The following is a 13,166-nucleotide window of genomic DNA, read 5'->3' as shown; positions in this document are numbered from 1 at the left end:
CGGCCGCGCCGGCGCTAGGGTGGTGGCACCAGGGCCCCGCGCTCGAGTCGAACACCGCAGGAGGAGACGTGACGGACACCGAGGAGCGCATCATCGCGCAGGTCGCCGACGGGCTGGGGATCATCACCCTGAACCGGCCGGAGAAGATCAACGCGCTCACCGAGGCGATGGTCGACGCGATCGGGAGGACCCTCGACGCGTGGCTGGACGACGACGGCGTCCGGATCGTCGTGCTGCACGGTGCCGGCGGGCGCGGATTCTGCGCCGGCGGCGACATCAAGGTCTTCTACGAGGCGATCACCGCGAACCGGCACGGCGACTTCCTGCGCTTCCTCTCCCGCGAGTTCGAGGTCGACCAGCAGATCGCCACCTACCCGAAGCCCGTCGTCGCGTTCATGGACGGCCTCTGCATGGGCGGCGGCGTGGGGCTGGCATCTCACGCGGGCGTGCGGATCGTGACGCCGCGGTCGGCGGTCGGCATGCCGGAGGCGAAGATCGGCTACAGCCCCGACGTCGGCGGCACCCACCTGCTCGGGCGCGCGCCGGGCCGGATCGGCGAGCACCTGGCCGCCACGGGGGCGGCCATGGGCGCCGGCGACGCGATCGACGCCGGGTTCGCGGACTTCTGCATGGCCGAGGACGGGTTCGACGACCTGCTGGCGACCCTGCACGACCTGGCCGGCGACGCCGTCGCCTCCGCCGCCGGCGCGGGCCCGCAGGCCGACACGGTCCGTGCCGCACTCGAGGTCCTGCTCTCCGTCCCCGCCCCGCGCGAGACGCGCACCCTGCTCGCGGCCCAGCCGTGGATCGACGCGGCCTACGGCCAGGAGAGCCTGCCGGTGATCCTCGCCGCGCTCGACGCGGTCCCCTACCCGGCGGCGCGCGAGGCCGCCGCGGCGGTCCGCGCGAACTCGCCGCTCTCCGTGGAGACCGCCCTGGCCGCGGTGCGGGCGGCCCGGGCGGAGGACTTCCTGCCGGAAGCGTTCACGCGCGAGCTGCGCATCGCCGACTTCCTGATGAACTACCCGGACCTGCCGGAGGGCATCCGCGCGCAGGTCATCGACAAGGACCGCAGCCCCGCCTGGTTCGCCGAGGAGCTGGGCGCACGCGAGCGGGCGGCGATCGCCGAGGTCGTGGCGCAGGATTCGGTCACGCTCGACGAGTGACCCGTTTTCGCTCCTCCCGCGCGGGCGGGCTCCGCGGACCCGCGCCGCGGAACCCGCCCGAAACGGGTCACTCGTACTCGGCGAGGACCCGCTGGCCGATCTTGAAGGCCACGTTCGCCGCGGGCACTGAACAGTAGATCGCCGACTGCAGGAACACCTCCTTGATCTGCTCCGCGCTCATCCCGTTGCGCACGGCGGCGTGCACGTGCATCTCCAGCTCGTCCCAGTACCCGCCGGCGATCATCGCGGTCAGCGTGATGGCGCTGCGGGTCACGCGGTCCAGGCCGTCGCGCGTCCAGATGGTGCCCCACGCGTAGCGGGTGATCATCTCCTGGAACTCGGCGGTGAACGGGTCGACCCCGGCGTTCGCGCGGTCCACGTGGGCGTCGCCGAGGACCTGCCGGCGCACGCCCATGCCGGCGTCGTAGGGGTCCCCGGGCAGGCGTTGCGCGGCCGGCCCGGGAGTGGAGGAGCGCGCGGGCAGGGGGGCGAAGAAGTCGCCCAGCAGTTCGGCGGTCGCCTCCGGGTCCTCCGCCGGCGCCAGGTGCGCGGCCGAGGGCACGACGGCGGCGCGCCCGTCCGCGACGCCGCCCGCCAGGGTCTCGGCGTCGGCGGGCGGGCAGACCACGTCGTGGGCGCCGGCGATCGCCAGCACCGGGGCCGTGATCGCGCCCAGGTCCCCGCTGAGGTCGTACCCGGCGAGGGCGCGGCAGGCGTGGGCGTAGGAGTGCCGGTCGGTGTTCTGGAGGACGTGCAGCAGCGATGTGCCGACCTGCGGGTGCGCCTCCAGGAAACCGGGGGCGAACCAGCGCTCGGCGGACCCGGAGACCATGGTCGGGGTGCCGGCGGCCGCCACGAGCTCGGCCCGCTCGTGCCACCCCTCGGGGGTGCCGATCTTCGCGGCGGAGCAGATGATCGAGATCCCGTCGAAGAGCTCCGGGTGGTCGTGCCCTAGCTGGGCGCCGGCCGCCCCGCCGATTGAGACGCCCGCGTAGAACAGCGGGGCCGCGCCCTTCGCCGCGACGACCCCCTCGGCCCGCAGCGCGGCGACCAGGGCGGCGACGGCGTCCGCCAGCTCGCCCATCGTGTAGTCGGCATCGGACGCGTCGGCGCCGGCGTGGCCGGGCAGGTCCCACCCGATGACGGTGAAGCGCTCGGCGAGCAGCGCCGCGGTCGTGCCCCACAGCGCCTCGACGCCCGTGCCGAGCGAGGGCCCGACGACGATCGCGGGCCTGGACGCCGCGCCGGCGGGGTCGGTGAGCAGGGTCGGGCGCAGGGCGGGCTCAGTCATGCAGGTCCAGCTTTCGGTAGGTCTCGAGGTGGGTGTCGATGAAGTCGTCGGCGGCGCCGAGGTAGCCGCCCGGGTCCAGCAGCCCCGCGAGCTCGGCGTCGCCCACGGCGGCGGGGTCGATCGCCGCGCGCAGCAGCTCGCGCAGCGGCGGTCCGCCGGACTGGGCGGCGCGCACGAGCTCGGTCACGGCCGCCTTCCCGGAGGCGGTGGGGGTGGACACGTGCGGGGCGAGGCGGGCCATGATCCGCTCGCTGAGCACCAGGTCGCCGGAGAGCCCGAGGTTTGCGCGCATGCGCGCGGTGTCGACCTGCAGCCCGGCGGCGAGAGCGGCGAGCTGCTCGGCGGCCGCCGCCGCGGTGCGGATCAGGGAGCGCAGGGCGGACCACTCGGCGTGCCAGCCGCCGTCGGGGCGCTCGTCGTCGGCCGCGGCGGCCGCGGCGTACAGCTGCGCGAGCTGGGCCGGCGCCGCGATCGAGGCCTGCTTGAGCGTGACGGCGAGGACCGGGTTCTGCTTCTGCGGCATCGCCGAGGAGCCGCCCCTGCCCTCGGCGGCCGGCTCGCGCAGCTCGCCCACCTCGGGGCGGGAGGCGAGCAGCACGTCGTGGCCCACCTTGGCCGCGGCCACCACGACGTCGGCGAGCGCGGCGCCCAGCGCCGTGACCGGCAGGCGCTGGGTGTGCCAGGGCGCGCCCGGGTCGGCCAGCGACAGGCGGTCCGCGAGGCGTGTGGTGAGCTGCGCCGTCGTCGTGCCGGAGCCGGTCAGGGAGTCGGCGAGGGAGGCGAGTGTGCCGGCGGCCCCGCCCCACTGCACAGGCGCCGCGGCGAGGGCGGAGCGGGCGCGGTCCGCACCGGCGGCCACCCCGGAGAGCCAGCCGGCGGCGCGCAGCCCGAAGGTCGTCGGCAGGGCGTGCTGGGTGAGCGAGCGCGCGACGCAGAGGGTGCCCCGGTGGGTCTCGGCGGTCTCCGCGAGCGACGCCGCGGCGGCCGCGAGGTCGGCGGTCAGCGACGCGCCGGCTCGGCGGGCCATGAGCATGAGGGCCGTGTCGATGATGTCCTGGCTGGTGGCCCCGCGGTGCACGGACGCCGCCGCGGCCGCGGCCCCTTCCGCGTCCGCCCCGGCGGCCAGGGCGGCGTCCCGGGTCGCCGCGCGGAGGTCGGCCAGCAGCGGGATGAGCGCGTTGGCCCCGTCCCGGGTGCGCGCCGCCAGGGAGGCGAGGTCGTACCGGGAGGCGTCCGCCGCCGCGGCCACCGCATCCGCCGCGGCCGACTCGGCGAGCCCCGCATCGGCGAGGACGCCCACCCAGGCGGCCTCGACGTCGAGCATCGCCTGGACGAACGCCGTGTCGCTGGTCGCGCGGGCGGCCTCGCTGCCGGCGCTCACGGGGTCCAGCAGGCCCGCGTCTCGGGGATCCATCATGCTCCTCAACATAGCCCGGCGGCCCCGGGACGGCCTAGGACTCGCGCGGGTAGGACAGGAAGACGGTCTCGGCGCCGCCCTGCAGCCGGAGGTCGAACCGCAGGGAGCCGTCGGCCTCGCGCTCGGCGATCATCGTCTGTCGGCGCTCCGCGTCCAGGGAGGCCAGCAGCGGGTCGTCCGCCAGCGCCTCCGTGTCCTCCGGCAGGTAGATCCGCGTGAACAGGCGGTTGGTCAGCCCGCGCGCGAACACGGTCATCGCGATGAACGGGGCCTTGCCGGACTCGGTCGGCCCCGGGTTCACGGTGGTGAACGTGTAGTGCCCGACGTTGTCGACGGCGGCGCGGCCGAACCCGGTGAACGTATAGCCATCGCGCACCAGCGAGCCGGTCTCCCGGCTGATCGCACCGGTCTCGTCCGCCTGCCAGATCTCGAGCAGGGCGTCGGGGATCGGCGCCCCGTCGCCGTCGACGACATTGCCGTGCAGGCGGATCGACCGCGGGTGGCCGGGGGCCAGCAGCTCGCTGTCCTTCTCGTACGGCAGCGCGTACCCGAAGAAGGGGCCGACCGTCTGCCCCGGGGTGGGGACGAGCTTCAACTCTGGTGCCTGCGTCATCTAGTGCTCCTCATCCTGCGCGTCGTCTTCCATCCAGGTCCGGTTGCTGCCGGTCAGCACGATGTCCCAGTTGTACCCGGTGGCCCACTCGTGGCTCGTGATCGAGTGGTCGTAGGTCGCGACCAGCCGCTCGCGGGCCTTGGGGTCCACGATGGTCTGGTAGATCGGGTCGAGCGCGAACAGCGGGTCGCCGGGGAAGTACATCTGGGTGATCATCCGCTGGGTGAAGTCCGTGCCGAACAGGGAGAAGTGGATGTGCGCCGGGCGCCACGCGTTGTGGTGGTTCTTCCACGGGTACGGAGCCGGCTTGATCGTCGTGAAGCTGTACTCGCCGTTCGGCCCGGTGATCGCCCGGCCGACGCCGGTGAAGTTCGGGTCCAGCGGGGCCGGGTGCTGGTCGCGCTTGTGCATGTAGCGCCCGGCCGCGTTGGCCTGCCACAGCTCGATCAGCTGGTTGCGCACCGGGCGGCCGTCGCCGTCGAGCACCCGCCCGGCGACCACGATGCGCTCGCCGATCGGCTCCCCGTTGTGCTGGATCGTCAGGTCCGCCTCGAGCGGGTGCACGTCCCGCTGGCCGAAGGCCGGGGCCCAGAGCTCGATCGTCTCCGGGTCCGCGTGGTGCGGGTCCTTGGTCGGGTGGCGCAGCAGCGACGAGCGGTAGGGCGGGTAGTCGAGGCGCGGCTGGGTCTCGAGGCGGCCGGCCGCGGCGTAGTCGGCGCCGATCGACTCGATCTCGCCGGTCAGCTTGTCCTGCGAGTCCATGGTGGCGGCGGGGTCGAGTGCGGGCTGCTGCCCGCCGACGGGTGGCTGGCTCATGTGCGCTCCTTCTCTGGTGCTTGGTCTGGGGTTCTCGGGTTCGGGTGGTGCCGGCTCAACCGTGGGGCCAGCCCGTGTACGACTCGGCCAGGTACTGCCGCCCGTACCGGGAGGAGACGACGGCGTCGAGCTCGCCGAGCGCGCGGCGCGCCACGAACGGGTCCTGCCCGGGCGGGGTGTGCAGCATGGAGGTCATCCAGCTCGAGAAGTTCTGGGCCTTCCAGACCCGGCGCAGGGCCGTGTCCGAGTAGGCGTCGAGCAGCGCGTCCGAGCCGGTCGCGTAGAAGCTGTCGATCGCCTCGAAGAGGATCTTCACGTCGGCGAGCGCCAGGTTCAGGCCCTTCGCCCCGGTCGGCGGGACGGTGTGCCCGGCGTCGCCGGCGAGGAAGAGCCGGCCGTGGGACAGCGGCTCGCGCACGAACGAGCGGAAGCCGAGCACCGTCTTGTCGAAGATCGGCCCGGTCTTCAGCTCGAACCCGTCGGGGCCGGCGACGCGGCCGGCCAGCTCGGACCAGATCCGGTCCTCGCTCCAGTCGTCGACGTTCTCGGCAGGGTCGCACTGGAAGTACATGCGCTGGACGGACTCGCTGCGCTGGGAGATCAGCGCGAATCCGGACGGCGAGTTCGCGTAGATCAGCTCCGGGGCGGACTTCGGCGCCTCCGCGAGGATGCCGAACCACGCGAACGGGTACTCGAACTTGTACTCGCGCTCGCCGGCCACCGCGCGCCGGCAGAAGCTGCGGGAGCCGTCGGCGCCGACGACGATGTCGGCGTGGACCTCGCAGGAGGTGCCGGCGTCGTCCCCGTCGCCGCCCTGGACGAAGCCGATCTTGGGAGCGCCGGTCTCCAGATCCCATACATCGGTGACCTCGGCGCTGTAGCGGACGTCGCCGCCGTCGCGGGCGCGGGCCGCGGCGAGGTCGACGAAGACCTCGTTCTGCGCGTACAGGGTGACGGTCGCGTCGACGAGGTCCTTGAAGTCGAGCGGGTGGGACTCGCCGCCGAAGCGCAGGTCGATGCCCGCGTGCTCGTCGCCGTGGGTCGACACGCGGGAGTCGACGCCGGTGTCCGCCAGCAGCGCGACGGAGCCGGCCTCGAGGATGCCGGCGCGGTGGGTGGTGCGGATCGTCTCGTGGTCGCGGGATTCGACGACGATGTTCTCGATCCCTGCGGACGCGAGCAGATGCGAGAGCATGAGCCCGGCGGGTCCGCCGCCGACGATGCCGACGCGGGTCTTGATCACGGTCGGTGTCTGCCCCATTGCGGTCCCCTTGCTCGAGTGGCGTGTACCGCACCAGTCTGTGCGGCCAGCCACAGGGAATCCACCGAATTCCCATTCAATAGGAAGTTCTAGTCGCCACGCGCCTGTAGGTCGCGGGAGACGCCGCGGGCGGCGGTCATCAGGGCCATCGAGACAGCGGGCAGCGCGTCCGAACCGCGCGGGATCACGACGCCGAGGGCGGCCACGGCGTGGCCGGCGCGGTCCAGCACCGGGGCGGCGGCCCCCGTCGTCGTGTCGTCCAGGAAGCCGTCGAAGGTCGCCCAGCCGCGGTGGCGGATCTCGGCGAGGGTCCGGCGGAAGTCGCCGTGCAAATCCGCGACGGCCCGCTCGTGGCGGGAGAGGTAGCCCGACTGGACGTGCGCCGGGGCGAACGCGAGCAGCACCATGCCCATCGACGTCTGGTGCACGGGCAGCCGGCCGGCGACGTGCGCCTGGTTGACGGCCGCCCCGGGGCGGGAGAGCCGCTCCAGGATGAGGACCTCGTCCTCGTGCAGGACGGAGAGCTGGGTGTGCTGGCGCAGCAGCTGGTTGAGGTCCTCGAGGTACGGCAGCGCGAGCTGGCGCAGATCGCGGGTGGCCGAGGCCCGGTTGGCGAGCTCCCACAGGCGCATGCCCAGACGCACGGCGCCGCCCTCGCGCACCACGAACCCCTGGCCGGCGAGGTCGTCGACGAGCCGGTAGGCCGTGGCGGCCGGCAGCTGCGCCCGCGCGGCGATCTCGGCGACCGTCAGCCGCGGCTCCTCGGCGGTGAACGACTCGAGGATCCGGACCATGCGGTCCAGCAGCTTGTCGCCCGAGCGTGAGTTGGCCATGGCCCGATCCTATCGGCGCCCGGCCCGCCGCGTCAGACCTGGGAGACGTGGACCTTCTGCCCGTCGGCGCCGAAGAGGGCGACGAGCTCGACCGCCTCGGGCCCGGCCGCGTCGAACCAGTGCGGGGTGCGGGTGTCGAACTCGGCGGCCTCCCCGGGGCCGAGCTCGAAGTCCCGGGCGTCCGCGCCGATGCCGAGCACCAGTCGCAGCCGCCCGGCGATCACGTACATCCACTCGTGGCCCGGGTGGCTGCGCGGCTTCGGCGCCCGGCGCTCCGCGGTGCCCGGCAGGATCTGCTTGTAGACCCGCAGCCCGGGGCCGTCGTCGTTGCCGCCGCCGACCACGCCGTGGCTGAGCGGCAGGATGGTGCGCCCGTGGCGGCGGATGGGCCGGATGTGGACGCGCGGGTCGCCGACGGGCGGCGCCCCGACGAGGTCGTCCAGCGGGACCCGGTAGTGGCGCGCGAGCGGCAGCAGCAGCTCGAGCGTGGGCTTGCGCCCGCCGGATTCGAGGCGCGAGAGCGTGCTGACGGAGATGCCCGTCGCGTCCGCCACGGCGGAGAGGGTGAGGTCGCGGGACTGCCGGATCAGGCGCAGCCGGGACGCGACGCCGTCGAGGGTCTCGCGGTCGTGGTCGGGGTTCTGGCATTCGCTCATCCACTTAGTTTGCCATACCGGCAAGACCGCTTGCCAATCTGTGCCCGCGCGGCGCACACTGTTTATGCGAACGCTTCTCAACTTTGGAGGAATCATGCAGAACACCACCTACGACGTCGCCATCATCGGCGGCTCCGTCGCGGGCCTCGCGGCGGCCACCACCCTGGGCCGCTCGCGCCGCCGCGTCGTCGTCCTCGACGCGGGACACCCCCGCAACGCCCCCTCGCCCGCCGCGCACAACGTCTTCGCGCACGACGGCGCCGCCCCGGCCGACCTGCTGGCCCGAGCGCGCCGCGACGCCGAGAAGTACGGCGTGGAGCTGCGCTCGGCCGAGGTGCAGTCACTGGAGGAGCACGCCGGGGCGACCGGCCGGCTCTTCGGCGTCTCCCTCGACTCCGGCGAGCGCCTGACCGCCCGCCGCGTCCTGCTGGCGACCGGGCTCGTGGACGTCCTGCCGGAGATCGACGGCCTGGCCGAGCACTGGGGCACGTCCGTGCTGCACTGCCCGTACTGCCAAGGCTGGGAGGTGCGCGATCAGAAGATCGGGATCGTCGGCTCGGGCCCGATGGCGACGCACCAGGCCCTGCTCTTCTCCCAGCTCAGCGACCAGGTGACGCTGGTCGCCCACGACGCCGAGGTCGCTGCCGACCAGCGGGCGCAGCTCACGGCGGCCGGCGTCGCCGTCGTGGACGCGCGGATCGCGCGGGCGACGAGCGGGGGCGGGCGGCTGACCGGCGTCGTGCTCGAGGACGGCACGGAGCTCGCCTTCGAGGCCCTGGCGGTGCAGTCGCGCATGCTCGCGCGCGCCGAGCTCTACACGGGGCTCGGCGGGGTCCTCGCCGAGAACCCGATGGGCGTGTTCATCGAGACGGACCCGCGCGGGGCGACCGCGATCGAGGGCGTGTGGGCGGCCGGGAACAGCGCCGACATCGGGGCCAGCGTGCCGCACGCGGCCGCCGCCGGCGTCACGGCCGGCGCGCAGCTGAACATGGACCTGATCACCGCGGACGTCGCGGCGAAGCTCGCCGCGGCCGTCTGAGCGGCGCGGTCACCAGGTGCTGGGCGCCGGGCGGCGGGCGCTCGGCAGCCGGGTCTCCTCGAGCCAGTCGGCGACCCACGCGGGCTCGCGGAGATCCGCCGGGACGTCCGCACCGAGGACGTCGATCACCTCGGACATCGGCACGGGGCCCTTCGGCCCCTTGAAGCGGGCCGCGATCATCCCGGAGGCGTAGACCTCCCCGTCGACGACGATCCGCTGCTCGAGGAACGCGTGGCGCTCGTCGAGGCCCACGATCCGGGACTCGATCTCGAACCTGGTGCCGAGCTCGACGGACTTGCGGAAGCGGATCGTCTCCGCCTGGACCACCGGCTGCCAGCGGCGGCGCCGGATCCGCTGCCACGCGCCGGCGCGCAGCAGCAGGTCGAAGCGGCCGAGGTCGAAGATCGAGAAGTACATGCCGTTGTTGATATGGCCCGCGAAGTCGATGTCGGTGAGCGTGGCGCGCATCGGCATTCTGCCGACGTCGAACAGGCCCAGTTTCGGGCGCGTGCGCCAGGCGAAGGCGAGCAGAATCAGCCGGAAGATCATGTGCATGTGATCCACATTACTACCCGGTAACTTTCTCGGCCACACCCGCCGCCCCGGCGCGGCGGCGCCACCGATTGACAACTGCCAACTGGTGGCCAGAGAATCGACCCATGCCCCTGCCCCGACCGCTGCGCCCCTTCGCGTACCGCGACTACTCGATCCTTGTCAGCGCCATGATCGCGTCCGTCTTCGCGCACGGCATGTGGGCGGTGGCGATGGTCTACCAGGTGCGCGAACTCGGCGGCGGGCCGGCCCAGCTCTCCGTCGTCGCGACCGCGTCGAGCCTCGGCCTGGTGACCCTGGTGCTGCTCGGCGGCATCACGGCGGACCGGCTCTCCTGCCGGAAGATCATCATCGCGGTCGAGGCGCTCAGCCTGGCCGTCATGACGGGCACCGCGGTGCTGGCCACGACCGGGATGATCGAGCTGTGGCACCTGACCTTGGCCGGCTTCCTCGGCGGGGCGGGCGCCGCGTTCTTCTACCCGGCCTACTCGGCGCTGCTGCCGCGCATGCTGCCGGCAGCCGACCTGCTCGCGGCCAACGGCGTCGAGGGCACCATGCGCCCCGTCCTGCAGACCGCGGCTGGCCCGGCGGCGGCGGGCATGATCGTCGCCGCGCTCAGCCCGGGCCACGCGATCGTCGGGATCGCGCTCTGCCACCTGGCCGCCGTCGTCGTCCTGCGCTTCATCAGCCGCAACCCCGCCTACGACACCCACGGCGAGCACACCCTCGCCGGGGCCCGGCACGACGACGGGGCCCCGCAGCAGGCGACCGCCGTCAGCGCGGCGCCCTCCACCGGCGCCCTGCCCGTGGTGGCGCCATCCACGGGCGCGCTGCCCGTGGTCGAGCCCACGCGGACCGGGGCCGCCCCGGAGCCGGGCTCCGGACCGGCGGCGGACCCCGGTGCGGAGCCCGCCGGCCGGCCGAGCATGCTGGGCGAGATGCGCGAGGGCTTCGCCTACACCCTGGCCACCCCGTGGCTGAAGTGGACCCTGGTCTTCGCGGTGCTCTCCGTGGTCAGCTTCATCGGCCCGATCGAGGTGCTGCTGCCGTTCATCGTCAGCGACCGGCTCGACGGCGACGCGCGGACGTTCGGGTTCGTGCTCGCGGCGTTCGGGATCGGCTCGGCGGTCGGCTCGATCACCACGGCGTCCCTGCGCCTGCCGCGCCGCTACCTGACCGTCATGGTCCTGGTCTGGGGATTCGGCACGGTGCCGCTGGCCGTCGTCGGGTTCGTGACCGAGGTGTGGCACCTCTTCGCGGCGGTCTTCGTGGTCGGCGTGACGGGCGCGATCGGCAACGTCATCTGGGGCACGCTCCTGCAGCGGCGCGTCCCGGCACGCATGCTGGGCCGGATCTCGAGCCTGGACTTCTTCGTGTCGCTGGCCCTCATGCCGGTGTCCATGGCCGTCGCCGGCCCGCTCGGCGAGGTCCTGCCGCTGTGGGTGATCTTCTGCGTGGCGGCGTTCGCCTCCCCGGTGGTGGGCGTGGCCGCCTGGCTCGCGGGCCGCTTGCGCGAGGACGAGATCGCCCACCCCCTCCGCTCGGGCTAGACCGGCAGCGACGCGTTGATCGCGTCCGCCGCCCGGATCAGCGCCAGGTGGGAGAACGCCTGCGGGAAGTTGCCGGCCATGCGCATGTGCTCCGTGTCGTACTCCTCCGCCATCAGGCCCAGCGGGTTGGCGAAGCCGATCAGCTTGTCCATGAGCGCGCGGGCGTCGTCGATCCGGCCCGAGCGGGCGTACTGCTCGACCAGCCAGAAGCAGCACGCGAGGAAGGGATGCTCCCCCGGCGGCAGCCCGTCGAGGCCAGCGTCGGTCCGGTAGCGCAGGATGAGCCCCTCATCGTCGACCAGGTCGCGCTCCATGCGGGCCACCGTGCCGAGCATCTTCGGGTCGTCGTACGCCACGAAGCCGACCTGCGGGAGCACCAGCAGCGACGCGTCGACCTCGGTGCCGCCGTAGGTCTGGGTGAAGGCCTCGACCTCGGGGTTGTACCCCTTCTCCATGATCTCCGTGTAGAGGGCGTCGCGCCGCTGCTCCCACAGCTCCACGTCGCCCTCGAGGCCGTGCTCGCGGACCGCGCGGACGCCCCGGTCGAACGCCGCCCACATCATCACGCGGGAGTGCGTGAAGTGCTTCTTCTCGCCGCGCATCTCCCAGATGCCGTGGTCGGTGCGGTCGTAGTTGCTCTCCACGTAGGTCAGCAGCGCCTTCTGCAGCGGCCATGAGAAGTGGTCCTCGAGCCCGCCCATGTTGCGCAGCTTCTCCAGGGCGACCATGACCTCGCCGACGACGTCGCCCTGGTACTGGTCGACCGCGCCGTTGCCCTCGCGGACCGGGGTGGAGCCCTCGTAGCCGGGAAGGTGAGAGAGCTCGCGCTCGGGCAGGCGCCGCTCGCCGGCGAGGCCGTACATGATCTGCAGGTCCTCGGGGTTGCCGGCGATCGCGCGCAGGAGCCAGTTGCGCCACTGCACGGCCTCCTGCTGGTAGGCGTGGGTCATCATCGCCTCGAGCGTCAGCGCGGCGTCGCGCAGCCAGCAGAACCGGTAGTCCCAGTTGCGCTCGCCGCCGAAGGCCTCCGGCAGCGAGGTCGTCGGGGCCGCGACGATCCCGCCGGTCGTCTCGTGGGTGAGCGCGCGCAGGACCAGCAGCGAGCGCTGGACCATCCGGCCGTACTGGTTCTGCTCGGGGAAGTCGCGCGCCCAGCTGCGCCAGTAGGAGGCCGTGTCCTGGAGGGCGACGCCGACGTCGATCCGGTCCGGGACCTGGCGGTGCGACGGGTACCAGGAGAGCTCGAAGTCCACGACCTCGCCGGCGGAGATCAGGAAGTCGCCCTCGTGCTTGAGGTCGCTGGCGCGCGGCAGCCGGTCGCCGTGCAGGACCAGCGCATCCGGTCCGCCGACGGCGACGATCGACTTGCCGCCGCGGCTGGCGATGCCGTGCCGGCGGACCCAGGGGACGACGTCGCCGTAGTCCAGACGGAACGTGATCTCCTGGTGCATCCGCACGCTGCCGGCCAGCCCCTCCACCCGGCGGATCAGCGAGGCCCGGTGCGCGCCGATCGGCATGAAGTCCGTGACGAGCGCGTGCCCGGACGACGTCTGCCACAGGGTCCGCAGCACGAACGTGGAGTTGAGATAGCTGCGCTCCACCACGACGGGCGTGTCTTCGTCGTTGGCCCCGATCCCCCCTCCGCCGCCGTTGTCCGGCGCGCCGGACGGGGCCAGCAGCCACCGGCCGTGGGACTGGTCGCCGAGCAGCGCCGTGAACTGGGCGCTGGAGTCGAAGCGCGGGAAGCACAGCCAGTCGACGCTTCCGTTCAGGGAGACGAGGGCGCCGGTGTGCAGGTCGGACAGCAGTGCGTAGTCCTCGATGGGTGATGCCATTGCTCCAGACAACCCCAGGACCGGCCCCGATGCAAGGTCTTGAGCATCCCGTTTCGGCCACGGATTACGCCCTCGTCACGGCCCGGTTTCGCGCACGGCCGGGGGTACCGCATGTCGCGCACGGCCACGCTGGCGCC

General features: G+C 73.2%; 12 protein-coding genes. 3 read left to right on the top strand and 9 right to left on the bottom strand.

Annotated elements, in window-relative coordinates; all coding sequences use genetic code 11:
• Positions 1-68 precede the first annotated feature (68 nt).
• Positions 69-1,166 (top strand): 3-hydroxyisobutyryl-CoA hydrolase, encoded by a 1,098-nt coding sequence (locus IE069_RS08515; protein WP_189349706.1) that lies wholly within the window; start codon positions 69-71, stop codon positions 1,164-1,166.
• Positions 1,167-1,233: 67 nt separating this feature from the next.
• Here IE069_RS08515 and pcaDC read toward each other — a convergent pair whose 3' ends face one another.
• The 7 genes from pcaDC to IE069_RS08480 all read right to left on the bottom strand — a co-directional run bounded on the left by pcaDC (position 1,234) and on the right by IE069_RS08480 (position 8,053).
• Positions 1,234-2,457: a bifunctional 3-oxoadipate enol-lactonase/4-carboxymuconolactone decarboxylase PcaDC gene (gene pcaDC, locus IE069_RS15785; protein ID WP_189349705.1), complete on the bottom strand. Its 1,224-nt coding sequence runs from the start codon at positions 2,455-2,457 to the stop codon at positions 1,234-1,236.
• Positions 2,450-3,874 carry a lyase family protein gene (locus IE069_RS08505; protein ID WP_229791030.1) on the bottom strand — a complete coding sequence of 475 codons (1,425 nt, stop codon included), beginning with the start codon at positions 3,872-3,874 and terminating at the stop codon, positions 2,450-2,452. Before IE069_RS08505 ends, pcaDC begins: the two co-directional genes overlap by 8 nt.
• Before the next feature lie 34 nt (positions 3,875-3,908).
• A complete protein-coding gene (gene pcaG / locus IE069_RS08500) occupies positions 3,909-4,487 on the bottom strand; it encodes a protocatechuate 3,4-dioxygenase subunit alpha (protein ID WP_189349704.1) in 579 nt (192 codons plus the stop codon).
• Positions 4,488-5,303, bottom strand: coding sequence for a protocatechuate 3,4-dioxygenase subunit beta (pcaH, locus tag IE069_RS08495; protein ID WP_189349703.1), 816 nt, complete (start codon positions 5,301-5,303; stop codon positions 4,488-4,490).
• 55 nt (positions 5,304-5,358) lie between these two features.
• Positions 5,359-6,564 carry a 4-hydroxybenzoate 3-monooxygenase gene (locus tag IE069_RS08490; RefSeq protein WP_189349702.1) on the bottom strand — a complete coding sequence of 402 codons (1,206 nt, stop codon included), beginning with the start codon at positions 6,562-6,564 and terminating at the stop codon, positions 5,359-5,361.
• Positions 6,565-6,653: 89 nt separating this feature from the next.
• Positions 6,654-7,397, bottom strand: a complete 744-nt coding sequence (locus tag IE069_RS08485) for an IclR family transcriptional regulator (protein ID WP_189349701.1) — start codon at positions 7,395-7,397, stop codon at positions 6,654-6,656.
• A 32-nt stretch (positions 7,398-7,429) separates the two neighbouring features.
• On the bottom strand, positions 7,430-8,053 hold the full coding sequence (locus tag IE069_RS08480) for a helix-turn-helix domain-containing protein (RefSeq protein ID WP_189349700.1): 624 nt from the start codon (positions 8,051-8,053) through the stop codon (positions 7,430-7,432).
• Positions 8,054-8,147: 94 nt separating this feature from the next.
• On the opposite strand from IE069_RS08480, the gene IE069_RS08475 reads away from it, so the two are divergent.
• A complete protein-coding gene (locus tag IE069_RS08475; RefSeq protein ID WP_189349699.1) occupies positions 8,148-9,092 on the top strand; it encodes an NAD(P)/FAD-dependent oxidoreductase in 945 nt (314 codons plus the stop codon).
• Between the two features lie 9 nt (positions 9,093-9,101).
• Here IE069_RS08475 and IE069_RS08470 read toward each other — a convergent pair whose 3' ends face one another.
• Positions 9,102-9,647: an acyl-CoA thioesterase gene (locus IE069_RS08470; RefSeq protein ID WP_189349698.1), complete on the bottom strand. Its 546-nt coding sequence runs from the start codon at positions 9,645-9,647 to the stop codon at positions 9,102-9,104.
• 104 nt (positions 9,648-9,751) lie between these two features.
• On the opposite strand from IE069_RS08470, the gene IE069_RS08465 reads away from it, so the two are divergent.
• Positions 9,752-11,194, top strand: a complete 1,443-nt coding sequence (locus IE069_RS08465; protein WP_189349697.1) for an MFS transporter — start codon at positions 9,752-9,754, stop codon at positions 11,192-11,194.
• Here the strand turns inward: IE069_RS08465 and IE069_RS08460 are convergent.
• Positions 11,191-13,029, bottom strand: coding sequence for a glycoside hydrolase family 15 protein (locus IE069_RS08460; RefSeq protein WP_189349696.1), 1,839 nt, complete (start codon positions 13,027-13,029; stop codon positions 11,191-11,193). The genes IE069_RS08465 and IE069_RS08460 overlap by 4 nt on opposite strands.
• Positions 13,030-13,166: the final 137 nt, after the last annotated feature.

Source organism: Zhihengliuella salsuginis, from assembly GCF_014651715.1.
In the GTDB taxonomy this organism is placed as follows: Bacteria; Actinomycetota; Actinomycetes; order Actinomycetales; family Micrococcaceae; genus Zhihengliuella; species Zhihengliuella salsuginis.
This window is presented reverse-complemented; position numbering and strand designations above follow the sequence as displayed.

Bases quoted from the DNA above. Each gene is read 5' to 3' on its own strand.
- IE069_RS08480 (WP_189349700.1), bottom strand. From the start codon at position 8,053: ATGAGCGAATGCCAGAACCCCGACCACGACCGCGAGACCCTCGACGGC.
- IE069_RS08465 (WP_189349697.1), top strand. From the start codon at position 9,752: ATGCCCCTGCCCCGACCGCTGCGCCCCTTCGCGTACCGCGACTACTCG.
- IE069_RS08470 (WP_189349698.1), bottom strand. From the start codon at position 9,647: ATGCACATGATCTTCCGGCTGATTCTGCTCGCCTTCGCCTGGCGCACG.
- IE069_RS08505 (WP_229791030.1), bottom strand. From the start codon at position 3,874: ATGATGGATCCCCGAGACGCGGGCCTGCTGGACCCCGTGAGCGCCGGC.
- IE069_RS08475 (WP_189349699.1), top strand. From the start codon at position 8,148: ATGCAGAACACCACCTACGACGTCGCCATCATCGGCGGCTCCGTCGCG.
- pcaH (WP_189349703.1), bottom strand. From the start codon at position 5,303: ATGAGCCAGCCACCCGTCGGCGGGCAGCAGCCCGCACTCGACCCCGCC.
- IE069_RS08485 (WP_189349701.1), bottom strand. From the start codon at position 7,397: ATGGCCAACTCACGCTCGGGCGACAAGCTGCTGGACCGCATGGTCCGG.
- pcaDC (WP_189349705.1), bottom strand. From the start codon at position 2,457: ATGACTGAGCCCGCCCTGCGCCCGACCCTGCTCACCGACCCCGCCGGC.
- pcaG (WP_189349704.1), bottom strand. From the start codon at position 4,487: ATGACGCAGGCACCAGAGTTGAAGCTCGTCCCCACCCCGGGGCAGACG.
- IE069_RS08460 (WP_189349696.1), bottom strand. From the start codon at position 13,029: ATGGCATCACCCATCGAGGACTACGCACTGCTGTCCGACCTGCACACC.
- IE069_RS08490 (WP_189349702.1), bottom strand. From the start codon at position 6,564: ATGGGGCAGACACCGACCGTGATCAAGACCCGCGTCGGCATCGTCGGC.